The sequence below is a fragment of the Pseudorhizobium marinum genome (assembly GCF_000705355.1).
GTDB classification, from domain to species: Bacteria; Pseudomonadota; Alphaproteobacteria; order Rhizobiales; family Rhizobiaceae; genus Neorhizobium; species Neorhizobium pelagicum.
In genome coordinates this window covers 48332-71645 of record NZ_JMQK01000021.1, presented here as the reverse complement: position 1 = coordinate 71645, position 23314 = coordinate 48332, and the positions used below count along the sequence as shown (strand labels likewise).

Here is a 23314-nt window from a genome sequence, read left to right as displayed (position 1 = left end):
GCCGTCGCACATTCTGGCGACGCGGCATTGATCTGCTTCATCGTTTCTTGAGCAGTCGTGGGATACCAATATGCCTCGCAGTTGGCCAGCCTGTCGGGGTTTATCGGGAGATGCAGCAGGACACCATATGGGCCTTAAAGGATGAGGTTCGCGAGTTTTCTCTCCCCTTCTCCCGGCAGATCGTCATGATGCTGGGTGCCTTCTGGCAATCCGGCGTCCGAAACCGCGTGCTGACATACACCGTGGCGCTTCTTGTTGTCATTCTCGCCACGGTCTATGCGCAATACCGCCTGAACCAGTGGAACGTGCCCTTCTTCAATGCGCTGGAACGCCGTGACCTGAGCACTTTCATTCAGCAGCTGCAGGTCTTCGCCGTCATTGCCGGCTCGCTTCTTGTGCTCAACGTCATCCAGGCCTGGCTCAACCAGATCACGGCGCTCTTCATGCGCGAGGGATTGGCCCGCGACCTGATCAACCTCTGGCTCAAGCCGGGACGCGCGCTCAAGCTCGCTCATCTCGGCGCCATCGGCATCAACCCGGACCAACGTCTGCACGAGGACGCCCGCAACCTCTCCGAGCTGACGACGTCGCTGGCGATCGGCCTTGTGAACTCCACCATTCTGCTTGCCAGCTTTGTGGGCGTGCTGTGGGCCATTTCGGACACCTTCCGCTTCAGCATCGGCGGTGATGAGGTGGCCATACCCGGCTACATGGTCTGGGCAGCTTTGCTCTATGCCGGCCTGGCGTCCCTGCTCAGCAACGTTGTGGGACGCCGGCTTCCCGCTCTGAATGCCGACCGCTATGCCAAGGAAGCGGAGCTGCGCTTTGCCTTGATGCGCACCAACGAGAACCTGGTGGCCATCACTCTGGCGAGGGGAGAGGAGAACGAACGCAAGCGCATCCATGGCGCGATCAGCACGGTGCTCCATGTCATTCGCCGCCTGGCACTGGGTTATACGCACCTCACCTGGGTCTCCGCGGGCTTCGGCTGGCTCTCGACCGTTGCACCGATCCTGATCGCGGCGCCGGTCTACTTTGCCGGGAACCTGACCTTTGGCGGCCTGATGATGGCCGTCGGCGCCTTCAACCAGGTCAATGCCGCCCTGCGCTGGTACGTCGACAACTTTCGCCAGATCGCGGACTGGAAGGCCACTTTGATGCGGGTCTCGACGTTTCGCAACGCCCTTACGGCCTTGGAGAAGGAGCCGCAACGGGAAGGCATCCGCTATTCGACGACCGGCGACCGAACGATCGTGCTCAGGGGGCTGGAGCTCTATGCCGCGCAGGGCGGCTCCTCGCGCAATCACGGGCTGCGCCTGCCCAGCGATGAGGTCTTCCACACCGGTGAACGGCTGATGATCAACGGCGAGGCAGGCGCTGATCGCCGCTTCCTGTTTCAGGCGCTGGCGGGAGCCTGGGAATGGGGAAGCGGAGAGATTGCAACGCCGCCCGATGGGCGAATGCTGTTCATGCCGCAGAAGGGCTATTTCCCTCACGCCAGCCTGCGAGAGGCACTTGCCTATCCCTTCGATCCGGCAGCTTTCCAGGATGACAGGCTTCTGGCCGTGCTTGACGAGGTGGGTCTTTCGCCGCTGGCCGCCGCGCTCGATCTTCTGGAGCGCTGGGATCGAAAGCTCGCCGAAGAGGATCAGATCCGGTTGCGGATCGCCAACGCCCTGCTGATCGAGCCCGATTGGCTTGTGATCGATGACATTCTTGAAGGGCTGGAAGAGGAGACCCAGCGGGAGCTGGCAGACGTTCTGTCGCGGATGACAGACACCGCCCTCATCTATATCGGCCGGAGCCCCGCCTTCGAAGCTGTTACCCGACCGCGGCTCATTCACCTTCAGCCGCTGTCGTTCTTTCCGTCAGAGACGCCCCCCACCGCCCCGTCGCCAAGGTCAGTGCGCGGAACAAGCTGAGGGATCTTTCTTTGCACGACATTTCAGGAGATAGTTGTCCGGAAACGGTTGGAGAGGAGGAGCATATGAACGTCCGGTGGACACTTGTTCTCGCTGCGGCGCTGCTGGCAGGACCGGTGCATGGGCAACAGGATGCCTTTTCCCGCGCCGATACCTCCGGGGACGGTGCTCTGACGCCTGTCGAGTTCAAAACCTTCATCGATGGTCTTGCGGAGGCAGGCCGGGCGCAGGCCCAGAAGGTCAAGGCCGCGGGCCGCTATGGGCTCGCCTTCGACCGGATCGACAAGAACGGCGACGGCCTGGTGACGGCGGCCGAAGTCGCTGCGATGCGCTGACGACCGGAGAAGCGACATAAATCTCCGGGTCTCTCATCAAGTCTTCGCGAGAAAGGCCGAGATGGACAAAGATCCATCCGAAGAGAGGTGCTGTTGGCCATCCGGGCGCCCTACATCTTGATGCTCGTCGCGCCAAGAAAAGGGAGATAGCTTTGCTCTTTCATCGAATTCTGTCCTGCTTCGTCCTTGTCACGCCCTTGCTGGCTTTGCCTGCCCTTGGTCAGGAGCAGCCGCCGCGGGATGAAGTGCAACAGCAGCAGCCGTCGGAGGAGGGTATCTTCGGCCTCCTGCCCGCGGACTCGGTTACCGAGCACGTCCTGCAAACAACGGAAGGCGAGCTTGCCTACACGGCCACGGCAGGCACGCTGAATCTGTATGGCCAGGACGGCAAACAGAACGCCAGGATCTTCTACACTGCCTATAAAGCAAAGGACCGCGCCCCAGACCGACCGGTGACCTTCGCCTTTAACGGCGGACCAGGCGCCGCCTCGGCCTATCTCCATCTCGGGCTCGTCGGTCCGAAGATCCTGCCTTTCCAGGGGGAAAACAGCGATGGCACCCGGCCGGAGCTGAAGGACAACCCCGAAAGCTGGCTGGCATTCACCGATCTCATCCTGATCGATCCGATCGGAACTGGCTGGAGCCGTGCGGCCAACGACGATGCGGCCGGGCGCTATTTTAACGTTCGGCAGGATGCCGAGAGCATCGCCAAGTCCATCGCTCTCTACGTCCAGAACAACGACGTGCTGGCGGCACCGAAATATCTGCTTGGCGAAAGCTATGGCGGCTTTCGCGCTGCCAAGGTCGCCGTCGCCATGAAGAACAGCCAGAACATGATCCCCGCCGGCATCATCATGGTATCGCCGCTGATCGAGGGGCGCTTCCTGTTTGGCCTCGACCAGGATCCGCTCGCCTCCGCATTGCAATTCCCCGCCCTTGCCGCAGCCGAGATGGAGCGTCGAGGCAGCTTCGACCGGGAAGCTCTGCGCGAGACCGAACGCTTTGCGATGAACGAATACCTGACGACGCTTGCGGGCCCTGCGCCCACAGGACCGGAGGCAGAGGCATTCTATTCGCGCGTCGCCGGCCTGACAGGACTGCCGATGGCTGTCGTGGAGCGCACGCGCGGCTTTGTAAGCGACGCCTATGCGAAGGAAGCCGGGGGGACAGGCCGCATCGTCAGCCCCTATGACGCCGGACTGTCGCTTCCCGACGCCTATCCCGAGTCCGGCATTGGCCGCAATGACGATCCGATTCTGGACGGCTACACCCGCGCCTATGGCTCGGCTTTTGCCGACTACGCCCGCGACACCTTGGGCTTTGATACGCCCATGACCTACACACTCCTGAACGAGGACGTGAACCGCCGCTGGGAATGGAACGGCGGCCGGGGCGGAGACAGCCGTGCGACCGCAGGCGTGTCCACCGACATCCGCGACCTGCTTTCCGTCATTCCCTCCTTCAAGCTCATGGTCGCCCATGGCTATAGCGACATCCTGACACCCTACGGCATGAGCCGGTATGTCATCGATCACCTGCCGCCGGAGTTGGCAGGCGACAGGGTCAGTCTGAGGGTCTATCGCGGCGGCCACATGTTCTATACGCGCGACGAGGACCGCCGTGCGATGTTCGAGGACGCACGGGCATTCTATTCGGATGACTAGCCAGTGGTCCGCCTGCGCAAGATCGCCTGAGGGAACCTATGGTGTGGCCGATCCATTAGTTCAGAAAGGAGAACGCCATGTCACGACCCTCGCGAATGGGTTACACCGGTGACCCGGAATACCAGCCGACCGCCGGCGAACGCATCAAGGACACGGCCGTCGCCCTGCGCGACGACGCGGCGATGGCGGCCGCTGCCGCCCGCGATTACCCCGTCGCCACCACGTCGCTGGTGCTGACTGCGGCAACCGTCGGCCTGCTGGTCGGCTACCTTCTCGGCGCCGGACAGTCGAGAAGCGGCGATGAAAGCCGCCGCTCCTGGTAAGACTGTCTCGCCGCAGGATCTGCGGCGGAAGAGATAAGCCTCAGACGCGCTCCAGCACCACGGCGATGCCCTGGCCGACGCCGATGCACATGGTGGAGAGCGCATAGCGCCCGCCGGTTTCCCGCAGTTCCAGCGCGGCGGTGCCGGCGATGCGGGCGCCAGACATCCCCAGCGGATGGCCGAGCGCGATGGCACCGCCATTGCGGTTGACCCGGCCATCGTCGTCAGCGATGCCCAGATCCCGCAAGGTGGCGAGGCCCTGGCTGGCGAATGCCTCGTTCAGCTCGATCACGTCCATCTGCTCCTGGCTCAGACCCAGGCGCGCAAGCAGCTTCTTCGATGCTGGTGCCGGACCGAACCCCATGATGCGCGGCTCCACGCCGGCCGTTGCGCCGCCGAGAATGCGGGCAATCGGGGTGAGACCATATTTCTTTGCCGCTGCTTCGGAGGCGATGATGAGCGCAGCCGCGCCGTCGTTGACGCCGGAGGCGTTGCCGGCCGTCACGGTGCCGCCCTCGATCTTGTTGATCGGCTTCAGCTTGGCGAGCGCCTCCATGGAGGTGACACGGGGATGCTCGTCGGCATCGACAATGATGGGATCACCCTTGCGCTGCGGCACGCTGACGGGCGTGATCTCCTTCGCAAGCCGGCCGTTCGCCTGCGCTGCCGCCGCCTTCTCCTGGCTGCGCACGGCGAAGGCGTCCTGATCCTCGCGCGAGACCTTGAAGTCGATCGCCACATGGTCGCCGGTCTCCGGCATGGAGTCGACGCCGTACTGCCTCTTCATCAGCGGGTTGACAAAGCGCCAGCCGATGGTGGTGTCGTAGATTTCGGCGTTGCGCGAAAAGGCGGTTTCCGCCTTCGGCATGACGAAGGGCGCGCGCGACATGCTTTCCACGCCACCGGCGATCATCAGGTCCGCTTCGCCGGCCTTGATGGCGCGCGCCGCGGTGATGACGGCATCCATGCCGGAACCGCAGAGGCGGTTGATCGTCGTGCCGGTGACCGACACGGGCAGGCCCGCGAGCAGCAGAGACATCCGCGCGACGTTGCGATTGTCCTCGCCGGCCTGGTTGGCGCAACCATAGATGACATCGGCAACGGCCTCCCAGTCGACAGAGGCGTTGCGCTCCATCAGCGCCTTCAGGGGGATGGCGCCGAGATCGTCGGCGCGCACCGAGGACAGCGAGCCGCCGAAGCGGCCGATGGGGGTGCGGATATAGTCGCAGATATAGGCGTCCGTCATGAGCTGGCTCCTCAGAGTGTCGGCACGGTGAGTTCGGCCACGGGGCCATCCGTGTGAAGCGGCGCGCCGGTCATGGCCTGGAGTTCGTCCATGGTCATGGCGGCAAGTTTTTCCCGGACGACGAACTGGCCGCCCTTGATGTCGATGACGGCATGGCTCGTGTAGACGCGGGTAATACAGCCAACCCCGGTCAGCGGGAAGGTGCATGCGTCGACCAGCTTCGGCTTGCCGTCCTTGGTGACGTGTTCGGTGATGACGAAGACCTGCTTGGCGCCATGCACGAGATCCATGGCGCCGCCGACGGCCGGTACGCCCTTGGAGCCGACCCGCCAGTTGGCAAGATCGCCGTTCTGCGCCACCTGATAGGCGCCTAGGATGGCCACATCCAGATGTCCGCCGCGCACCATGGCGAAACTGTCGGCATGGTGGAAGAAGGCGGCGCCCGGCTTCAGCGTCACCGCCTTCTTGCCGGCATTGATCAGATCCCAGTCTTCTTCTCCGGCAGGCGGAGCCTCCCCGAAGTTGAGGATGCCGTTTTCGGTGTGGAAGATCGCCTGCCGGCCCGGCGGCTGGAAGCGCGCGACCATTTCCGGGAAGCCGATGCCGAGGTTGACGTAGGCGTCGTCTTCGATGTCCTGTGCGGCACGCCAGGCGATCTGGGCATTGGAGAGCTTGATGTCGTCACGCGTGTCGATGGTCATGCGTAGGCCACTCCGGCTCGGATGAGCTCTTCTTCCTGTTGTGGATGGGCGACCTCGACGACGCCGTTGACGAAGATGCCGGGCGTGATGACGTGCTCGGGGTCGATGTCACCCGCCGGCACGATCCGGGAGACCTGCGCGATCGTGACCGCCGCTGCCATGCACATCAGCGGATTGAAGTTGCGGCCGGCCTTGTTGTAGGTGAGGTTGCCGTAGGTATCGCCGAGCTGCGCCTTGACGATCGCGAAATCAGCCTTCAGCCAACGCTCCTGCACGTAAGGTCGCCCGTCGAATTCCGCGATCACCTTGCCTTCCGCAAGCTCGGTCCCGTAGGCCGTCGGCGTGTAGAAGGCCGGGATACCGGCGCCGCCGGCGCGAATGCGCTCCGCAAGCGTGCCCTGCGGTACAAGTTCTAGCTCAATCTCACCCGCCAGATAGCGGTCCGTGAAAGCGCGCGGATCGGACGAGCGCGGGAAGGAGCAGATCATCTTCCTGACCATGCCCGCGTCGATCATCGCGGCGATGCCGATGCGCCCGTTGCCGGCATTGTTGTTGATCACCGTGAGGTTCTTCGGTCCCCCCGTGTTCTGATACTGGTCGATCAGCGCATGAATGAGTTCGATCGGCGCTCCCGATCCGCCGAAGCCACCGATCATGACGATGGCCCCGTCGGTGATTGCGGAGACGGCCTCGGCCGTGCTCCCGACTGTCTTGTCCATGCGAAATGCTCTCCCGGTCGTTCCGATGTCCCGACACTTAATCTCTCGCGCGGAGCTATCGTCAATGACATTGTGCGTTATTTGACTTTTGTTCGTATTGCGCACAAACTGTCGTCAGGGGCAGTCCATGCGAGAAACGGATTTCATCGGGAGTTTTGCAAAGGGCCTGAAGGTGATCGAGGCCTTCGCCGCCGCCAGCCCGCGCCTGTCCATCGCAGATGTGTCCAGACTGACCGGACTGGATCGCGCGACGGCGCGCCGCTGCCTGCTCACCCTCGCGGAGCTGGGCTACGCCGACTACGACGGAAAGTTCTTCGCCCTTACGCCGCGCATCCTGCGGCTCGGCCATGCCTATCTGTCCGCCACGCCCTTGCCGCAGATTGTCCAGCCCTTCCTCGACCGCCTGTCGCAGGAGGTCGGGCAGAGCGCCTCCGCCAGTGTCCTCGATGGCACGGAAATCGTCTACATCGCACGCGCTTCGCAGCGGCGGGTGATGTCGATCAACCTGATTGCCGGAAGCCGACTGCCCGCCTATTGCGCCTCCATGGGTCGCGTCCTTCTGGCGGCCCTGCCGGAGCAGGAGGTGCGCGGATTGCTGCTTCGCACCGAGTTGCAGGCCTTCACGCCCCTGACCAAGACCGAGCCTGAGGAACTGCTCCACGAGTTGGCAAGAGTCCGAAGCCAGGGCTTTGCGGTCATCGATCAGGAGCTGGAGCTCGGCCTCTGTTCGATTGCCGTGCCCCTGCGCAACGACCGCGGAACCGTGATCGCCGCCATCAACATCGGCGCACCGGCCGCACAGTTCCGCGCCTCGGAACTGGCAGACCGGTTCCTGGAGCCGCTGCTGGCAATGTCTTCGTCCCTCCGGCCGATGCTGCAGTAACCTCCGGCAGCTGCGGGATCACGAACCGGTGAACCCGCCTGAATTGCTTGACAAGGAAGCCGGCCGCCATCAGGCAGGGCCGCAACGGCTCTGCCGATGCGCCTGGCGCTCCCCTTCCCCAGATAGATGGACCATCATTTCGTGCCCAAGCTTACCCGCCGTGCCCTTCTGATATCGACGCCCTTCGTGCTAACCGGATGCACCACCGCAAGCCGTGAACCCGTCGTCACCAAACCGATCGTGCCGGCAGAATATCTTGCCATGTATGCCGCCGTCGACGGCGAGCCCTATCCGGTTGACGCGGCCGATCTGACGCGCGTGGATCCGGCTTTCCTTCGACGCGAGGTGGCTTACAACACGCCCGAACCGACCGGCACCATCGTGGTCGATACCCAGGCGCGCTACCTCTATCTGGTCGGCGAAAACGGCATGGCCCTGCGCTACGGGATCGGTGTCGGCAAGGCAGGTCTCGAGTTCTCCGGTGAGGCCCTGGTGCAGTACAAGCGGCAATGGCCGCGCTGGACGCCGACCCAGGACATGATTGCACGTGAACCGGAACGCTATGGGCCGCTGGCTGCAGGCATGGAGCCCGGCCCTCTGAACCCGCTCGGTCCGCGTGCGCTCTACCTGTTCAAGAATGGTGTCGACACGCTCTACCGCATTCACGGCACCACCGAGGACTGGACGATCGGCAAGGCGGTCTCCAGCGGCTGCATCCGCCTGCTGAACCAGGACATCATCGACCTCTATCGCCGCGTGCCGCCCAAGACACGGGTGATCGTGCTGCAGGGACCAGCCTCAGGCTACGGCGTCTGAGCTTCAGTCCAGTCCGCGACGGGCGGCCTTGTCAGTGAAGGCCGCCGACGCCGAGCAGACGGTCGACCGTCTCGTGTTCCCCCGCTAGCGTCGCGGGAGAGCCGGACCAGGCAATCCTGCCGCGTTCCATGATGATGACGTGGTCGGCAAAATCGAGAGCCATCTGGATGCGCTGCTCCACGAGCAGGATCGTCATGTCCCCCGAGGCTGCCAGCCGGGAAAAGGCCGCCATCAGCTCCTCGCAGATCACAGGTGCAAGCCCTTCCAGCGGTTCGTCCAGCAAAAGCACGCTCGGCTTTCCGAGAATGCTCCGGGCCGTGGACAGCATCTGCTGCTCGCCGCCGGAGAGCTGGCTCCCCAGGTTGCGGCGCCGCTCCTTCAGCCGCGGGAACATCTCGTAGGCTTCTTCCACCGCGCTCTTCGGCCTGGTCTTCAAACCGACGAAGAGGTTTTCCTCGACCGTCAGGGTCGGAAATACGTCGCGGGTCTGCGGCACGTAGCCGAGCCCGAGAAGGGCACGGGCAGCGCTCGGCTCGCGGGTGATGTCGCGGTCGCCGAGGCGGATCTCGCCGCCGTAGCGGCGCGTCTGCCCGGCCAGGGTCGCAAAGAGGCTGGTCTTGCCCATGCCGTTGCGGCCGAGCACTGCCAGCCGCGAACCGGCCGGAACGGTGAAAGAGACCTCTTCGATGACCCGCGTCGGCCCATAGCCGGCCGACAGGTCCTTGATGTCAAGCGGCGCTGCCGGCATTCGCATAGCTCCCGAGGTAAGCTTCCCGCACGCGGGGATCCTGTGTGACGTCCTGTGGCGACCCGTCGAAGATCACCGTGCCCGCGGCCAGCACGATGACGCGCTTGGCAAAACGGAACACCAGGTCCATGTCGTGTTCGATCATCAGCACCGCGAGATCTGGCGGCAGCCTGTCCAGCGCCTGCTCGATCCGGGCCGTTTCACTCTGCGGCACACCGGCTGCAGGCTCGTCGAGGAGCAGCACCTTCGGCCTCAGCGCCAGCGCCAGCGCGATCTCCAGCAGGCGCTGCTGCCCGTAGGCAATCTCGCGGACCTTGAGATGGGACAGCGCCAGCAGGCCGAGCTGGTCGAGGATGTCGCGCACTTCCTCCATCACGGCCGGCATGTTCCGGTACCGTCCGATCACCCGGCCGGACTTGCCCTCCCGCTGCAGGATGGCAAGCGCCACATGTTCTTCCGGTGTCATTTCGTAGAAGAGCCGGGTCACCTGGAAAGACCGCACCAGGCCCAGCCGGACGCGCTGCATGGCGCTGAGCTGGGTGACATCCTGCCCGGCGAGATGCACGCTGCCGGAACTGGGCGGCAGGGTGCCGGTGACGATGTTGACGAAGGTGGTCTTGCCCGCCCCATTCGGGCCGATCAGCGCCAGGCGGTCGCCCGCCGCCAGCGACAGCGACACATTGTTGGTGACCGCAAGCCCCCCGAAGTTCTTGTTGAGGCTGTTGACTTCGAACAAGGCACTCATGCGCGTCGTCTCCTCATCCGTTCGGCAAAGGCAGCGGCCGTGCCGTAGAGCCCCTTCGGCGCAAACAGAACGACGGCGATCAGCAGCGCCCCGACCATGGTCAGCCAGTGGAACGGGTTGGCGGCGGAAACGACATCCTCGAACCACATGAAGACCACCGTCCCGATGAGGGCGCCATAGAGGCTGCCTGTGCCGCCGAGCACGAGCATCACCAGGGATTCGGCCGAGAGCGTGAAGGACAGGCTGTCGAGGCCGACGACCTGCGTGGAGATGGCATTCAGCGCGCCACCGATGCCGGCGACGACGCCGGAAATCACGTACATCCGCAGCAGAACCGACTGCACGGAGGCGCCCATGGCGGAAATCCGCACCGGATCTTCCCGCACGCCGCGCGCCAGCATGCCGAACGGCGAGCGCACGAGGATCTGGAGGAGGATGAAGACGAGGAGGAGAAGGAACAGGCCGTAGACATAGGAGGTCCGGCCCCAGAGGTCGAACTCGAAGATGCCGAGGAGAGCGGTGGGCGAGATTCCCGACAGGCCGTCGCTGCCGCCGGTCCAGGACGAGGCCTTGTTGGCCGCTTCGTGGAACAGGTGGATGACGGCGATCGACAGCACCAGTTGCGGCAGCCCGTGCGCCCGCAGGATGATCAGGCCGGAGACCAGGCCGGCCAACGCACCGGCAAGCGCGCCGACGATTGTCATCAGCAGCGGGTCCGATATTCCGTAGTGCGCCGAGGCAATTCCCGCCGCATAGGCGCCTGCACCGAACAGGGCTGCATGCCCCAGCGTCGCCACGCCGCAATAGCCCGTGACCAGATCCACGGACAGCACCAGAAACGCAATGGCGATGATGCGGGTGAGAAGCGCCAGATTGTTCGGGAAAAGGTAGTAGCCGATGATCCCGACAGCGATGATGGCAGCAATGCCGATCAGGCTGCCGAGGATGTTTCGACGGACCGGCGGGCCCGCAAGGATCGGATCATTCATGCTTGCAGCCATTATTTGAACCGCCCGGCAAGACCGCGGGGGAAGAGGATCACGATGATGATGACCGCGAGATAGAAGAAGAACTCTCCATACTCGGGTGCAAGATAGCGGCCGGTGGTATCGATCGCGCCGAGGAGGAGACAGGCGAGCAGCGCACCGAGGATGGAGCCCGCGCCGCCCACCGACACGACGACGAGGAAGGTCACCATGTAGCGCAAGGCGTAATAGGGCTCGACCGGCAGGAGCTCTGCGCCCACCACGCCGCCGAAGGCCGCCAGGCCGATCGCCACGGCGAAGCTGACGGCATAGACGATCTCGGTCCGAACTCCGAGCGCCGCCGCCATGCTGGCATTGTCGACGGAAGCCCTGATCTTGATGCCGAACGCGGTGCGCTCGATCAGGAACCAGAGGCCGCCGGCCACGACAAGTCCGCAGGCGATGGCGAAGATGCGGTGGGTGGCGATGGAGCGGAAGCCGAGGTCAACGGATCCCTGCAGCGTTTCCGGCAGCGGAATGGTCTTGAGCGTCGGCCCGAAGACGAAATTGGCAATGCCGATGACACAGAAGGTGATGCCGATCGTCATCAGAACCTGCGTCAGTTCCGGTGCGCCATAGATGCGGCGGTACAGGAAGCGCTCGATCGGGATGGCGATCAGGACCGTGCCGACAACGGCAAGCAGCACCGCGGCGGCATAACCGACGCCCAGGTCGCGCGCGGCATAGGAGGCGATATAGCCGCCGATCATGGCGAAGGCGCCGTGGGCGAGGTTGACGACCCGCATCAGTCCCATGGTGACGGATAGGCCGATCGAAATCACGAATAGCACCATTCCATAGGCCAACGCGTCGACGGCTATGCTGAACACGGTCTGCATCGGCGCCACTCTCTCCCCTTTTCGACGTCAGGCGCGGAACCGGTATCCGGTCCCACGCCTGACGAAATGTCTAGATGATGTTACTTGGCAGCGGCGAGGCCCGGGTCACCCTGGTTCTCGAAGGTCTGGATCTCCTTGTTGAAGTAGGAGCCATCCTCGGCCTTGGTCACTTCGCGCAGATAGATGTTCTGCGTGATATGGCGGCTTTGCGGATCGATGGTGACCGGCCCGCGGGGGCTCGTCCACGACAGGCCCTTCACGGCGTCGACCGCCTTCGCGGCATCCTGCTCTCCGCCGGTAGCCTCGATCATCTTGGTGATGACATACATGCCATCGAAGGCGCCGACGGCTGGAAACGACAGCTCGGCCGGATTGCCGATGGCCTTGCGGGCCGCCTCGACGAAGGCCGTGTTCTCCGGTGAATCATGCGAAACCGCATAATGGAAAGTGGTCTGCATGCCGAGGGCGGAATCGCCGAGCGCCGGCAGATCCGATTCCTGCGTCAGATCGCCCGGCGCAAACAGCTTGATGCCGCCATCCTTGAGGCCGTTCTGGTTGAAGGCCTTCACGAAGCCGAGCGTCGTCGGACCGGACGGCAGGAAGGCGAAGACTGCCTCCGCCCCGGAATCCTTCACCCGCTGCATGATCGGCGAAAAGTCGTTGGTCGAAAGCGGCATGCGGATAGCCTCGACGACTTCGCCGCCTTCCTTCTCGAAGGCTACCTTGAAGGCGTTCTCGGCATCGACGCCCGGACCGTAGTCACTGACGATCGAGATGACCTTGCTGACGCCGGCATCCTTGGCCACCTTGGCGATCGGGGTCGAGGTCTGCCAGGTTGTGAACGAGGTGCGGACGACGTAGGGGCTCTTGGTGACGATGGCGGACGTCGCGGCGTTCATCACCACCATCGGCACATTGCCCTGCTCCAGGATCGGCGTCGCCGCCATGGCATCCGGCGTGAAGTAGAAGCCGGCGAGATACTGCACGCCTTCCTTGACGACCAGTTCCTGCGCCAGTGCCTTGGACTGCGCCGGATCTGCCTGCGGCACGTCGCGGTAGATGACTTCGATCGTATCGTCGCCGACGGTATTGCCGTTCAGCGCAAAATAGGCGTCGATACCCGCCTTGAAATTCTTGCCCTGCAGGGCGAACGGACCGGAGAACGGTCCGACGACGCCGACCTTGATCGTGTCGGCATAGGCCGCGCTCGACAGAACGACAGCCGCGATGGTTGCGGTAATGAGCTTCTTCATAATTCCTCCCTTGGCCGACCGCCTGTGCTCAGGCGTCCTCGTATCAGCATCTGGTGCAGGGACTTTGCCACACAAAGGGGTAATGTAAAATGAATTACTGGCGGCAAACCATATTGAAATGGTTATGTTATGGCGCGGCCAAACGATCGGATGTTTCGAACAAGTTCGGCGGCTATCCTCAGCGTCGCGCCTGTGACAACCGCCATCTGCGGCAGGATAAGCCACTCCAGTGTCCAGGCCGCGCCGGATCGTTCCTGCTCGTGAACCAGCGACTGGTGCAGACCCGAAATCTGCACCGCGTTGAAGCGCGCCAATGAGACAAGGACTTCTGCGGCAACGGGGTTCTGCTTGTGCGCCATTGCCGACGACCCGCCGCCGCCGGCCAGTTCGATCTCCCCGCCGAGCTCCGCCAGAAGCGCCACGTCCTGCCCGAATTTCCCCAGACTGCCGGAAACGAGCGACAAGATCCCGCCGAATTCGGCAAGGCGATCCCTTTGGCTCTGCCATTGCGGCACGTCGGCAAGGCCCAGTTCTTTTGCAATTGCATGGCGGATCGCGACCCCTTTGTCGCCGAGCCTGTCGAGTGTACCCGCGGCCCCTCCGAACTGAACCGCAAAGCCTTCAACCGAAAACGCCTCCAGCCTGCCCCGATGCCGCTGGAGCGGCGCCCGCCACGCCCGGATCCGGTCAGCCACGGTGATCGGGATAGCGGCCTGCATGCGCGTGTGGCCCATCAGGGCGCGGCTGCCGAAACTGCCGTCGAGATCCTGGAACAGATCGTCGAGGGCTCCGAGCCGGCGCACGAAAAGCGCGCAGACCCGCTGCAGCCGCAGCATCAGAGCAGTGTCGATCACATCCTGGCTGGTGGCGCCCATGTGGACATGCTGGCCCGCGTCGGCGCCGACGGCGGCCTTCAGCTGCCGGACCAGTTCGGGGACCACGACGCCGTCCTTGGCGGCACCGGCGCGCAAGGCCTCCATATCCGGCACGAACGAACCGCAGACGGCGCCGATACGCTCCGCGGCTGCCACCGGAATGAGACCCGCCGCAGCCTCGGCATTCGCGAGGGCCAGCTCGAAACCAAGCATGGCCGCGATTTCCGCTTCCGCGGAGAATTGCCTTGCGGTCTCCTCGTCACCAAGGAGACCGCACAGATAGGGATGGCTGAAGGCGGAAGGGGTCATCGGCGTCCGATCAGATGTCGAAGAAGATCGTTTCCTTATCACCCTGGAGGTGGATGTCGAAAGTCACCGTGTTTCCGTCGCGCCAACCGACCAAGGTCGGCACGCGCACCCGGTGCTCAATGCGCATCAGGATCGGATCTTCCCCGTTCGCCTGTTCCTCATCAGAGAAATACATGCGTGTGTTGAGGCCGAGGTTGATCCCGCGCGCAACGATCCAGAAGTTGACATGCGGCGCCATCAGCCGGCCATCGCGGAAGGGCACGCGCCCCGGCTTGATCGTCTCGAAGACGAATTCGCCGGTGTCCATGTCGCCCGGGCAGCGGGCCCAGCCGAAGAAGTTCGGGTCTGCCGTGCCACGCGTTTCGGAGGGGCTGTTGTAGAAGCCGTCCGTATCGGCCTGCCAGATCTCCACGAGCGCGTCCTTGAGCGGCGTTCCGGCGCCGTCGAAGACGTGGCCGCGGATGGTGATCCGTTCGCCGCGCGTCTGATCCGTGACCATCGAGCCCGAGCCGAGATCCTGGTCGTAGACGCCATGGATGCCGGTGAAGTTCGGCGTGCAGCCGATGTGGACGTAGGGACCAGCCGTCTGCGACGCCGATTCTTTGAGATATCCGAGTGGCTGGACCATGTCAGTTGCCCTCCTTGCGGTTCTCGAACAGTGTCGAGCGGCGCCCGCGCAGCACGATGTCGAACTTGTAGGCGTTCATGTCGTGTGGAATGCTGGCGTTCATGTCGAGCGGTGCGATCAACCGCTTGATCGCCTCCTCGTCCGGGATCGTCTTGACGATCGGACAAATCCAGATCAGCGGATCGCCCTCGAAATACATCTGCGTGACCAGTCGCTGCGCGAAGCCATGGCCGAAGACCGAGAAGTGGATATGCGCCGGGCGCCAGTCGTTGACGCCATTCGGCCATGGATAAGGGCCGGGCTTGACCGTCTTGAACCAGTAGAAACCATTCTCGTCGGTGAGGGTGCGTCCGAAGCCGCCGAAGTTGGGATCGAGCGGCGCGAGATAGGTTTCCTTCTTGTGCCGGTAGCGGCCGCCGGCATTGGCCTGCCAGAATTCCACCAGCGCACCCGGCACGCCGATTCCACGCTCGTCCAGAACACGGCCATGCACCAGGATGCGCTGGCCGATCGGCCCTTCGCCGGGCTTGGCGTAATTGACGATCAGGTCGTTGTCGGTGTCGTTGATGATATTGTGCCCGAAGACGGGGCCGGTGATCTCGCTCTTCGTGCCTTCCAGCGAAATCAGCGCCCGCTGCGGCGATCGCAGAACGGTGGTCTTGTACCAGGGCGTAAAGGCCGGCGGCTGCATCTCGCGGTCGCGGGCGAAGAAAGGTGTTGTCTCAGGCGGTGCGTTTCTCATCATGATCTCCCCCGGTCTCTTGTCCGGCCTCCCGTTCTGCTTCCATTTCCGCATAGACGGCCTTTGCGATCTTGAACGCATGGTTGGCGGCCGGCACGCCGGCATAGACTGCCACATGCATCAGCGCCTCGCAGATGTCGTCCTTTGTCGCACCCGTTCGGGCGGTCGCGCGCACATGCATGGCGACCTCCTCGTGGTGGCCGAGCCCCGCCAGCAAGGCAATCGTCACGATCGAGCGCTCCCGCTTGGAAAGGCCCGGTCCGGACCATACCGTCCCCCAGGCCCCCTCGGTGATGAAGCTCTGGAAGGGCCGGTCGAAATCCGTCTCGCTGGCGAGAGCGCGATCCACATGCGCCTCGCCGAGAACGGAGCGACGCGTCGCCAGCCCCTGCCGATAGCGCTCCGATTGGGAAGGAGTGTCATCCATCATTTCAGTCCTTGACGTCGTTGACGATGAAGCTGCGCACGACGGCAGCGAAAGCGGCAGGCGCTTCGGCGCAGGGAATGTGCGCCGCCCCCTCGATGACCTCGAACTGGGCGCCCGGGATCAGGTTGGCAAGCGACCGCACCAGATCCGGCGGCGTCGATCCATCCTGCTCGCCGACGATGCACAGAGTAGGGACGGCAATGGCCTGCGCCTCCTTGGTGAAATCCGCATCCCGGATCGCCGCACAGGTGCCCGTATAGCCGGAGACCGGCTGGCGAAGCAGCATGTTGCAATAGGCGCCGTAGGCAGCGTTCTCGGGACTGCGGAAGGGTGCGGTGAACCAGCGGGCCATGATGTCGTCCACAATGGCCGCGATGCCGGCGTCTTCGATGGCTGCGATGCGCTTGTCCCACATCTCGACTGTGCCGATCTTGTGCGCCGTGTCTGCAAGCACCAGCGCCCGGACCAGATCGGGCCTTTGCGCATAGAGCCCCTGCGCCACCAGCCCTCCGACCGACAGGCCGCAGATGATGGCATCGGAGAACTCGAGATGATCGAGCAGTCCGGCGAGATCGGCGACGTGATCTTCGATCCGGTAGGGCGGATTGCCGAGATCCGACAGACCGTGGCCGCGCTTGTCATAGGTGACGACGGTGAAGTCCTCGGCAAGCTTCGGCACCACGAGGTGCCAGATGCGAGCATCGGTCCCGAGCGAATTCACCAGCACGAGGACGGGGTTGGCGGGATCCGCCGTGATCACGTCATAGGCGATTGTCACGCCTTCGATGCGTACAAACTGCATGGACCAATTCCTCCCTGATATACAATGCCCCATTATTCTGGTTAGGTAAAATGACTTTCAGGAGGCTTCCATTAACCGGAGGGTTATGACTGTTGATCGATTCCCGGGTCAAGTTTCGTCACCTGCATACATTCCTTGAGGTTGCCCGACAAAAGAGCGTCGTCAAGGCCGCCAATGTTCTGCATGTCAGCCAGCCCGCCGTGACCAAGACCATCCGGGAGCTCGAAGAGGCTCTCGGCGTCGCGGTCTTCGAGCGCGACGGTCGGGGCATCCGCATCACGCGCTATGGCGAAGTCTTCCTGCGCCACGCCGGCGCAGCATTGTCGGCGCTGAAGCAGGGGATTGATTCCGTCTCGCAGGAACTCTCCGATGCCGCTCCGCCTGTCCGCGTCGGGGCGCTGCCGACCGTATCAACGCGCATCATGCCGCGGGCGATGACGCTCTTCCTGCAGGAGGCGACCGGCAGCCGCATCAAGATCGTCACCGGCGAAAATGCCGTTCTCCTGGAGCAGCTGCGCATCGGCGATCTCGATCTCGTCGTCGGCCGGCTGGCCGCGCCGGAGAAGATGACCGGCTTCTCCTTCGAACACCTCTATTCCGAACAGGTCGTCTTCGCCGTGCGCGCCGGACATCCGCTTCTCGACGGCAGTCGCTCGGTCTTCGAAGGCCTCCCCGCCTATCCCGTTCTGATGCCGACCCGCGGTTCCGTCATCCGCCCGGTGGTCGAGCAGCTGCTGATCGCCAATGGCGTCGGCAACATTCCGACGCAGGTGGAGACGGTGTCCCACGCCTTCGGACGTGCCTTCGTCCGCGCCAGCGATGCCGTCTGGATCATCTCCCAGGGCGTCGTCTCCAATGATCTCGCCGAAGGGCTGCTCGTGGCGCTTCCGGTGGACACCAGCGAGACGAAGGGACCGGTCGGGCTGACGCTGAAAGCCGACACACCACCCTCCGCACCGCAGGCCATCCTGATGCAGACGATCCGCCAGGCGGCCGAAGAGATCATGCCCCGGCGCTGAAGACGACCATCATCCTGCCGGCTGCGACGGTTTCAGCTTGGCCTGGCGGCGCAGCAGCATGCCATAGAGGTCGCGGGGTTCGTCGGGATCTGCAAGCAGGTCGAGCTCGATGAAATGCCGGGTCCCAAGCAGCTTTTCGCGGACATACCGCAGGGCGGAAAAGTCTTCCGTCGCGAAACCAACGCTGTCGAACAGCGTGATCTGGCTGTCGGACGAGCGGCCAGGCGTCTGGCCCATGATGACGCGCCAGAGCTCGGTGACCGGATGGTCATCGGAAAGCTGCTGGATCTCTCCCTCGACCCGCGTCTGGGGCGGGTATTCGACGAAGATATCTGACCGCAGCAGGATGTCGCGATGAAGTTCCGTCTTGCCGGGGCAGTCGCCACCGACGGCATTGATGTGCACCCCCGGTCCGATCATGTTGTCCGAGAGGATCGTGGCGCACTGCTTGTCGGCGGTTGCCGTCGTTATGATGTCGGCCCCCTCCACTGCCTCTTCCGCCGTGGCGCAGGCACGGATGTCGAGCCCAAGCCCCTCGAGGTTCGTCATGCAGCGCTCGGTTGCCGCAGCATCGATGTCGTAGAGCCGCAGCCGATCGATACCGAGAAGGGCGTGAAAGGCGCGCGCCTGAAACTCGCTCTGCGCGCCATTGCCGATCAGGGCCATGGTGCGCGCATCGGGCCGCGCAAGATGGCGGGCAGCGACCGCCGAGGTTGCCGCCGTGCGTAGCGCCGTCAGGATCGTCATCTCCGAAAGCAGGAGCGGATAGCCGGTCTCGACATCGGCCAGCACCCCGAACGCCGTCACCGTCTGCTTGCCCGTCCTGGTGTTCTTCGGATGGCCGTTCACGTATTTGAAGGCGTAGAGCCGTCCGTCGCTCGTCGGCATCAGCTCGATCACCCCTTCGGTGGAATGGGAGGCGACCCGCGCCGTCTTGTCGAAATCCTCCCAGCGCCGGAAGTCGTCCTCGATGGTGCCGGCAAGCTCCACCAGGAACCGATCGATGCCGACCTCGAGCACCAGGTCCATCATGTGCTCGACGCTGACGAAGGGGACGAGGTTGAGGCTTGGGGACGGCATCAGAAGCTCCTGGTCGGACGATCGAGAACCTTGCGACCCATCAGGCTGGCGGTCAGGTCGACAAGAAGGGTCGCGGTGCGCCCACGCTCGTCGAGGAAGGGATTGAGCTCCACGAGGTCGAGGCTCGAGACGAGGCCGCTGTCGTGCAGCATTTCCATCACCAGATGCGCCTCGCGGAAGGTGGCACCGCCGGGCACCGTCGTGCCGACGGCGGGCGCCACGGCCGGATCGAGAAAATCGACATCCAGGCTGACATGCAGCAGGCCATCGGCCTGCGCGACACGATCCAGGAAACTGCGCAGCAATGCCGCCACGCCATATTCGTCAATGGCCCGCATGTCATGGACGGTAATTTCCGTCTTCGACAGCGTCGCCCGTTCGGCAGGATCGACGCTGCGGATGCCGATCATGCAGACATTGGCGGGGTCAACCGGCGTGGCAAGCGGCGGGAATGTTCCATCGAAGCCGGGCTGCCCGGTGAAATAGGCGACCGGCACGCCATGCAGGTTGCCGCTTTCTGTGGACGTCAGCGAATGCAGGTCCGTATGGGCGTCCAGCCAGAGAACGAAGAGCGGCCGCCCCTTGTCGGCGGCGCGGCGGGCGACGCCGGCCACTGTGCCCGCCGAAAGTGCGTGGTCGCCGCCCAGAAAGATCGGCATGCCCTCGCCGCTTTCGCGGTAAGCGACGTCGGCCAGCAGTTCCGTCCAGGCCACGATTTCCGGCAGGTTTCGGACGGCGGAGTTTCCATGCGCGACGTCGCGCGTCGGCGGTGGCGACAGATTGCCGAGATCGCTCACCTCATGCCCCAGATCGGCAAGTGCCGCAGCAAGCCCGGCGACGCGCAAGGCACTTGGCCCCATCTCGCAGCCAAGCTGCGACGCACCGTCCTGGAGGGGTATACCGATCAATTTGCAATGCATTGCGATCTCCTTTGAAGACAGAAGAACACATCGGTCTGGCAATCTGAACAGCCAGAATTGCCTATCCTCTCGCCCAATGTTAGCATAACGGCAGCAGAAATGAGCAAAATGACATGGATGATCTTGACGGCAAGCTGATCACGCTGCTGCGCCACAACGCTCGTCGCAGCATATCCGATCTGGCGATCGAACTTGGAGTGTCTCGCGCCACGGTGCGGAGCCGGATGGAGAAGCTGGAGGAAAACGGCAGCATCATCGGCTACACCGTCATCCTCAGAGCCGACGCGGTGGAACTGCCGGTCCGCGGCATCATGATGATCGAGATCGAAGGCCGGGTGACGGACCGGGTGATCTCCGCTCTCGGTGCCCTCCCCGAAATCTCATCCATCCACACCACCAACGGCCGCTGGGACCTGATTGCAGAGCTGGGGGCAGCGACGTTGGCTGACTTTGACAGCGTCCTGAGACGCATCCGCCTGATGCCAGGGATCACCGCCAGCGAAACCAATCTTCTGCTGGCCACGCCACGCAGCACGAAAGCACGCCTTTGATCTGTAAACGACGAGTGGCGCCGCCAGGCGCCTGTTCGAAGGGATCAGCTTTTCGCCAGCTCCGGGAACGACCGATTGAGTTCGTCCATATTCGCGCAGAGAACTTCATCCGCGCGCAATGTGACGGCGACATTGTCGGCCACGTTCAAGGTTTCCTCGAATCGAACAGGAACGGTCTCGCCCCCCTGGCGCCGCAGCGTCGCCTCGTGTCGAAAGCCGTGCTTCAACAGCCAGTCTCGCGGCGCAGTCAGGCTGATGGCCACGTGGATGGCACCGTCGTCTTCCTTGCTAGCCTTGAGCTTGTAAGTCACGGGCGATCGATCTCCCTTGATATCGATTTCGCCCGGATAGCTGGCTTGCGTGAGATGTTCGCTCATGCTCTCGTGCTCCTCATGCAGGGTTCCACGGACAACCCGTCGCCCCGGCGTTTGTTCCGGCAGCTCAAGGGGCGCAATCTGACCGAGAACTGACGGGTGACGGCAAGGGAATGGGGGGAGGATCGGATGGATGACAGGGATCTGCTGACGGCGCTGTTCCGCGCTGCGGTCGCGGCAGCCGATCCGCTCAGCGGCATTCGAGAGCATCTTCCTGATCCGCCGCAACAGGGCCGCACGGTCGTGGTCGGGGCTGGCAAGGGTGCGGCGCAGATGGCGGCCGCGCTGGAAAGCCTCTGGCCGCAGCCGCTCTCCGGCGTTGTCGTCACCCGCTACGGCTACGGCTGCCGGACCCGCTCCATCGAGATCATCGAAGCCGCGCATCCGGTTCCGGACGAAGCCGGCCTTGCCGGTGCCCGCCGGTTGATGGAGACTATCGGCAGTCTCGGCAAGGATGACCTCGTCATCGCCCTGGTCTGCGGCGGCGGTTCCGCGCTTCTGCCCGCCCCACCCGAAGGCTTCGAGCTCGCCGACGAAATCGCCCTGAACGAGATGCTGCTGGCATCCGGCGCGCCGATTTCGGCCATGAATGTCGTGCGCAAGCATTTTTCCACCATCAAGGGCGGACGTCTGGCTGCCGCCACGGCGGCACGGGTCGTGACCCTCATCGTGTCCGACATTCCGGGCGACAATCCGGCCTTCGTCGCGTCCGGTCCAACCGTTCCGGACGCCACGACCCGACAGGATGCGCTTGACGTCATCGAGCAATACCGCCTGCAGTTACCCGACAGGATGATTGCGCATTTTCGCTCCCCCGCAGCCGATGCGCCCCATCCGGATGACCCCGCGTTTGCCCGCCATGAGCATCATGTGGTGGCCTCGGCAGGCGTCTCTCTGGAAGCGGCCGCAAAAACAGCCAGGGACCACGGTCTGCAGCCGTTCATTCTCTCCGACTCCATCGAGGGCGAGGCTCGCGACGTGGCGCTGGTGCATGCGGCGCTTGCCCGGGAGGTAGTCCTGCGGGGGCGGCCGTTCCCGCGGCCGGCGGTCCTGCTGTCGGGGGGTGAAACCACCGTGACATTGCGCGGAAAGGGCGGGCGCGGCGGCCGCAACGGCGAGTTCGCCCTGGCACTTGCCCTGGCGATCGACGGTCATCCCGTGACGGCGCTTGCCGCCGACACCGACGGCATCGACGGCTCTGAGGACAATGCCGGCGCCTTTGTCGATGGCACGACGGCACGGCGCCTGCGTGCATCGGGCCTCGATGGCCGCACGCTTCTCGCCGGCAATGACAGCTATTCCGGATTTGAAGCGATCGGCGATCTCTTCGTCACCGGCCCGACCGGCACCAACGTCAATGACTTCCGCGCAATCCTGATCCGCTAGTCATGCCGCACTGAGCTTCTGCCGCTCATTCCGGCGGAAGGCTCCGGGGGTCTGCCCGGTCCTGTTGCGGAAACAGCGGGAAAAATAGGCGGCATCCGAAAATCCGAGGTTGTCGGCAATTTGCTGGATGCTGGACGGCGTGAACACCAGTGCCCGCCGCGCTTCGTCGATGATGCGCGCCATGATGAGATCATGCACCGACACCCCCGTCACGTCGCGCACGATCCGGTTGAGATGCGTCGGCGAAAGATTGAGAAGCTGGGCATAATGCGCCGCCGGCAGATGCTCGCGGAAGTGCCTGCCGATCAGCTCCTTCAACGTTTCGACGCGGAGCTGACGCGCATCCTTCCCGGCATCGGAAAGCTGTGGCGCCGCACGACGACCGATGAGCATCAGCACCGTGGTGATATAGGCATCGATGAGATCGTTGCGGCCCGTCCGTCGCGCCTCGAACTCTTCGGCGATCCGCACGATGGTCGCATCGATGTAACCTCCGTCTTCCCCCTCCGGCGACAGAACCTGCGGCGTCGCCAGCCAATCCTGAGGCCGCTTGTGAAGCTCGGCGATGAGCCGCAGCTGATCGACCACCACGGTGATGACGAAACCTTCCACGTCGCGGGAAAACCGGTAGCCGTGACTGATCCCGGGCGGCATCACCACGATGCACGGGGGCGCGAGCGTGACCGTCCGCCCCTCGAAGAGGGCGTCGCCGGCGCCGTTTCGAATGTACAGGAGCTGGAACAGCCGCTCGTGGCGATGCAGGCCGATTTCCCATTGATAGGTGCTGCTGCGGGCAGCAATCGTCTCGCAATGGACCCAGAAATCAGGACGTTGCGCGCCCTGCTCCCCATAGAGGTCAAAAGTCGGGACCTGCCGAGCCATTGCCAGCATTTTCTTTTCCATGTTCGATTTGTCCCATAACAGGATGCGAAAGTCCATTTCCGCTGCACCGCCCCCCGATTAGCATTTCGCAAGTTCAGGG

26 protein-coding genes are annotated in these 23314 nt (G+C 63.8%); 9 read left to right on the top strand and 17 right to left on the bottom strand.

The features are described 5' to 3' along the window. The first annotated feature begins 110 nt into the window (after positions 1–110). The 4 genes from EO99_RS0120555 to EO99_RS0120540 all read left to right on the top strand — a co-directional run bounded on the left by EO99_RS0120555 (position 111) and on the right by EO99_RS0120540 (position 4244). Entirely contained in the window at positions 111–1922 is a 1812-nt protein-coding gene (locus tag EO99_RS0120555; RefSeq protein WP_051679996.1) for an ABC transporter ATP-binding protein/permease, read from the top strand. Positions 1923–1987: 65 nt separating this feature from the next. After that, the gene (locus EO99_RS0120550; RefSeq protein WP_029620463.1) at positions 1988–2257 is read left to right on the top strand and encodes an EF-hand domain-containing protein; all 270 of its coding nucleotides are present in this window, start codon (positions 1988–1990) and stop codon (positions 2255–2257) included. A 152-nt stretch (positions 2258–2409) separates the two neighbouring features. Continuing rightward, positions 2410–3921, top strand: coding sequence for a S10 family peptidase (locus tag EO99_RS0120545; protein ID WP_051679995.1), 1512 nt, complete (start codon positions 2410–2412; stop codon positions 3919–3921). A gap of 77 nt (positions 3922–3998) precedes the next feature. Beyond that, the gene (locus EO99_RS0120540; RefSeq protein ID WP_156034924.1) at positions 3999–4244 is read left to right on the top strand and encodes a hypothetical protein; all 246 of its coding nucleotides are present in this window, start codon (positions 3999–4001) and stop codon (positions 4242–4244) included. A 40-nt stretch (positions 4245–4284) separates the two neighbouring features. On the opposite strand, the gene pcaF is transcribed toward EO99_RS0120540, so the two are convergent. From pcaF to EO99_RS0120525, 3 genes are read right to left on the bottom strand one after another with little or no spacing between them, the layout of a single operon-like run. Beyond that, positions 4285–5490, bottom strand: a complete 1206-nt coding sequence (pcaF, locus tag EO99_RS0120535; RefSeq protein ID WP_029620460.1) for a 3-oxoadipyl-CoA thiolase — start codon at positions 5488–5490, stop codon at positions 4285–4287. Positions 5491–5501: 11 nt separating this feature from the next. Then, positions 5502–6191 (bottom strand): 3-oxoacid CoA-transferase subunit B, encoded by a 690-nt coding sequence (locus EO99_RS0120530; protein WP_029620459.1) that lies wholly within the window; start codon positions 6189–6191, stop codon positions 5502–5504. After that, positions 6188–6910 carry a 3-oxoacid CoA-transferase subunit A gene (locus EO99_RS0120525; RefSeq protein WP_029620458.1) on the bottom strand — a complete coding sequence of 241 codons (723 nt, stop codon included), beginning with the start codon at positions 6908–6910 and terminating at the stop codon, positions 6188–6190. Before EO99_RS0120525 ends, EO99_RS0120530 begins: the two co-directional genes overlap by 4 nt. A 127-nt stretch (positions 6911–7037) precedes the next feature. Between EO99_RS0120525 and EO99_RS0120520 the strand changes: the two genes are divergently transcribed. Both EO99_RS0120520 and EO99_RS0120515 read left to right on the top strand, forming a co-directional pair. Beyond that, positions 7038–7793, top strand: a complete 756-nt coding sequence (locus EO99_RS0120520) for an IclR family transcriptional regulator (RefSeq protein ID WP_029620457.1) — start codon at positions 7038–7040, stop codon at positions 7791–7793. Positions 7794–7934: 141 nt separating this feature from the next. Then, positions 7935–8609: a L,D-transpeptidase gene (locus tag EO99_RS0120515; RefSeq protein WP_235776890.1), complete on the top strand. Its 675-nt coding sequence runs from the start codon at positions 7935–7937 to the stop codon at positions 8607–8609. 31 nt (positions 8610–8640) lie between these two features. On the opposite strand, the gene EO99_RS0120510 is transcribed toward EO99_RS0120515, so the two are convergent. The 10 genes from EO99_RS0120510 to pcaD form a co-directional block, all read right to left on the bottom strand. Further along, entirely contained in the window at positions 8641–9357 is a 717-nt protein-coding gene (locus EO99_RS0120510; protein ID WP_029620455.1) for an ABC transporter ATP-binding protein, read from the bottom strand. Further along, positions 9338–10102 carry an ABC transporter ATP-binding protein gene (locus EO99_RS0120505; protein WP_029620454.1) on the bottom strand — a complete coding sequence of 255 codons (765 nt, stop codon included), beginning with the start codon at positions 10100–10102 and terminating at the stop codon, positions 9338–9340. Before EO99_RS0120505 ends, EO99_RS0120510 begins: the two co-directional genes overlap by 20 nt. Further along, positions 10099–11091, bottom strand: a complete 993-nt coding sequence (locus EO99_RS0120500) for a branched-chain amino acid ABC transporter permease (protein ID WP_029620453.1) — start codon at positions 11089–11091, stop codon at positions 10099–10101. Before EO99_RS0120500 ends, EO99_RS0120505 begins: the two co-directional genes overlap by 4 nt. A gap of 11 nt (positions 11092–11102) precedes the next feature. Then, a complete protein-coding gene (locus EO99_RS0120495) occupies positions 11103–11966 on the bottom strand; it encodes a branched-chain amino acid ABC transporter permease (RefSeq protein ID WP_029620452.1) in 864 nt (287 codons plus the stop codon). Between the two features lie 80 nt (positions 11967–12046). Further along, a complete protein-coding gene (locus EO99_RS0120490) occupies positions 12047–13219 on the bottom strand; it encodes an ABC transporter substrate-binding protein (RefSeq protein WP_029620451.1) in 1173 nt (390 codons plus the stop codon). A gap of 122 nt (positions 13220–13341) precedes the next feature. Further along, a complete protein-coding gene (locus tag EO99_RS0120485; RefSeq protein WP_029620450.1) occupies positions 13342–14403 on the bottom strand; it encodes a 3-carboxy-cis,cis-muconate cycloisomerase in 1062 nt (353 codons plus the stop codon). Positions 14404–14413: 10 nt separating this feature from the next. Beyond that, on the bottom strand, positions 14414–15031 hold the full coding sequence (pcaG, locus tag EO99_RS0120480; protein WP_029620449.1) for a protocatechuate 3,4-dioxygenase subunit alpha: 618 nt from the start codon (positions 15029–15031) through the stop codon (positions 14414–14416). Between the two features lies 1 nt (position 15032). Next, complete coding sequence (pcaH, locus tag EO99_RS0120475; protein ID WP_029620448.1) at positions 15033–15773, bottom strand: protocatechuate 3,4-dioxygenase subunit beta; 741 nt, start codon at positions 15771–15773, stop codon at positions 15033–15035. Then, on the bottom strand, positions 15754–16200 hold the full coding sequence (gene pcaC / locus EO99_RS0120470) for a 4-carboxymuconolactone decarboxylase (protein ID WP_029620447.1): 447 nt from the start codon (positions 16198–16200) through the stop codon (positions 15754–15756). The genes pcaH and pcaC overlap by 20 nt, the downstream gene beginning before the upstream one ends. Positions 16201–16204: 4 nt before the next feature. After that, positions 16205–17002, bottom strand: coding sequence for a 3-oxoadipate enol-lactonase (pcaD, locus tag EO99_RS0120465; RefSeq protein ID WP_029620446.1), 798 nt, complete (start codon positions 17000–17002; stop codon positions 16205–16207). 92 nt (positions 17003–17094) lie between these two features. Between pcaD and pcaQ the strand changes: the two genes are divergently transcribed. Beyond that, complete coding sequence (gene pcaQ / locus EO99_RS0120460) at positions 17095–18021, top strand: pca operon transcription factor PcaQ (protein ID WP_029620445.1); 927 nt, start codon at positions 17095–17097, stop codon at positions 18019–18021. Positions 18022–18030: 9 nt separating this feature from the next. Here the strand turns inward: pcaQ and EO99_RS0120455 are convergent, their stop codons facing one another. Together EO99_RS0120455 and rocF are read right to left on the bottom strand one after the other, a co-directional pair. Next, a complete protein-coding gene (locus EO99_RS0120455; protein WP_029620444.1) occupies positions 18031–19101 on the bottom strand; it encodes an ornithine cyclodeaminase in 1071 nt (356 codons plus the stop codon). Beyond that, on the bottom strand, positions 19101–20021 hold the full coding sequence (rocF, locus tag EO99_RS0120450; RefSeq protein WP_029620443.1) for an arginase: 921 nt from the start codon (positions 20019–20021) through the stop codon (positions 19101–19103). Before rocF ends, EO99_RS0120455 begins: the two co-directional genes overlap by 1 nt. 113 nt (positions 20022–20134) lie before the next feature. On the opposite strand from rocF, the gene EO99_RS0120445 reads away from it, so the two are divergent. Continuing rightward, positions 20135–20572, top strand: coding sequence for an Lrp/AsnC family transcriptional regulator (locus EO99_RS0120445; RefSeq protein ID WP_029620442.1), 438 nt, complete (start codon positions 20135–20137; stop codon positions 20570–20572). A gap of 44 nt (positions 20573–20616) precedes the next feature. On the opposite strand, the gene EO99_RS26435 is transcribed toward EO99_RS0120445, so the two are convergent. Beyond that, entirely contained in the window at positions 20617–20949 is a 333-nt protein-coding gene (locus EO99_RS26435; RefSeq protein WP_051679994.1) for a hypothetical protein, read from the bottom strand. A gap of 126 nt (positions 20950–21075) precedes the next feature. Between EO99_RS26435 and EO99_RS0120430 the strand changes: the two genes are divergently transcribed. Then, entirely contained in the window at positions 21076–22332 is a 1257-nt protein-coding gene (locus EO99_RS0120430) for a glycerate kinase type-2 family protein (RefSeq protein WP_029620440.1), read from the top strand. On the opposite strand, the gene EO99_RS0120425 is transcribed toward EO99_RS0120430, so the two are convergent. Next, positions 22333–23235, bottom strand: coding sequence for a helix-turn-helix domain-containing protein (locus EO99_RS0120425; protein ID WP_235776889.1), 903 nt, complete (start codon positions 23233–23235; stop codon positions 22333–22335). Positions 23236–23314 lie beyond the last annotated feature (79 nt).

Bases quoted from the DNA above. Each gene is read 5' to 3' on its own strand.
- EO99_RS0120555 (WP_051679996.1), top strand. From the start codon at position 111: ATGCAGCAGGACACCATATGGGCCTTAAAGGATGAGGTTCGCGAGTTT.
- EO99_RS0120550 (WP_029620463.1), top strand. From the start codon at position 1,988: ATGAACGTCCGGTGGACACTTGTTCTCGCTGCGGCGCTGCTGGCAGGA.
- EO99_RS0120540 (WP_156034924.1), top strand. From the start codon at position 3,999: ATGTCACGACCCTCGCGAATGGGTTACACCGGTGACCCGGAATACCAG.
- pcaF (WP_029620460.1), bottom strand. From the start codon at position 5,490: ATGACGGACGCCTATATCTGCGACTATATCCGCACCCCCATCGGCCGC.
- EO99_RS0120530 (WP_029620459.1), bottom strand. From the start codon at position 6,191: ATGACCATCGACACGCGTGACGACATCAAGCTCTCCAATGCCCAGATC.
- EO99_RS0120525 (WP_029620458.1), bottom strand. From the start codon at position 6,910: ATGGACAAGACAGTCGGGAGCACGGCCGAGGCCGTCTCCGCAATCACC.
- EO99_RS0120520 (WP_029620457.1), top strand. From the start codon at position 7,038: ATGCGAGAAACGGATTTCATCGGGAGTTTTGCAAAGGGCCTGAAGGTG.
- EO99_RS0120510 (WP_029620455.1), bottom strand. From the start codon at position 9,357: ATGCCGGCAGCGCCGCTTGACATCAAGGACCTGTCGGCCGGCTATGGG.
- EO99_RS0120505 (WP_029620454.1), bottom strand. From the start codon at position 10,102: ATGAGTGCCTTGTTCGAAGTCAACAGCCTCAACAAGAACTTCGGGGGG.
- EO99_RS0120500 (WP_029620453.1), bottom strand. From the start codon at position 11,091: ATGAATGATCCGATCCTTGCGGGCCCGCCGGTCCGTCGAAACATCCTC.
- EO99_RS0120495 (WP_029620452.1), bottom strand. From the start codon at position 11,966: ATGCAGACCGTGTTCAGCATAGCCGTCGACGCGTTGGCCTATGGAATG.
- EO99_RS0120490 (WP_029620451.1), bottom strand. From the start codon at position 13,219: ATGAAGAAGCTCATTACCGCAACCATCGCGGCTGTCGTTCTGTCGAGC.
- EO99_RS0120485 (WP_029620450.1), bottom strand. From the start codon at position 14,403: ATGACCCCTTCCGCCTTCAGCCATCCCTATCTGTGCGGTCTCCTTGGT.
- pcaG (WP_029620449.1), bottom strand. From the start codon at position 15,031: ATGGTCCAGCCACTCGGATATCTCAAAGAATCGGCGTCGCAGACGGCT.
- pcaH (WP_029620448.1), bottom strand. From the start codon at position 15,773: ATGAGAAACGCACCGCCTGAGACAACACCTTTCTTCGCCCGCGACCGC.
- pcaC (WP_029620447.1), bottom strand. From the start codon at position 16,200: ATGGATGACACTCCTTCCCAATCGGAGCGCTATCGGCAGGGGCTGGCG.
- pcaD (WP_029620446.1), bottom strand. From the start codon at position 17,002: ATGCAGTTTGTACGCATCGAAGGCGTGACAATCGCCTATGACGTGATC.
- EO99_RS0120455 (WP_029620444.1), bottom strand. From the start codon at position 19,101: ATGCCGTCCCCAAGCCTCAACCTCGTCCCCTTCGTCAGCGTCGAGCAC.
- rocF (WP_029620443.1), bottom strand. From the start codon at position 20,021: ATGCATTGCAAATTGATCGGTATACCCCTCCAGGACGGTGCGTCGCAG.
- EO99_RS0120445 (WP_029620442.1), top strand. From the start codon at position 20,135: ATGGATGATCTTGACGGCAAGCTGATCACGCTGCTGCGCCACAACGCT.
- EO99_RS26435 (WP_051679994.1), bottom strand. From the start codon at position 20,949: ATGAGCGAACATCTCACGCAAGCCAGCTATCCGGGCGAAATCGATATC.
- EO99_RS0120430 (WP_029620440.1), top strand. From the start codon at position 21,076: ATGGATGACAGGGATCTGCTGACGGCGCTGTTCCGCGCTGCGGTCGCG.
- EO99_RS0120425 (WP_235776889.1), bottom strand. From the start codon at position 23,235: ATGGAAAAGAAAATGCTGGCAATGGCTCGGCAGGTCCCGACTTTTGAC.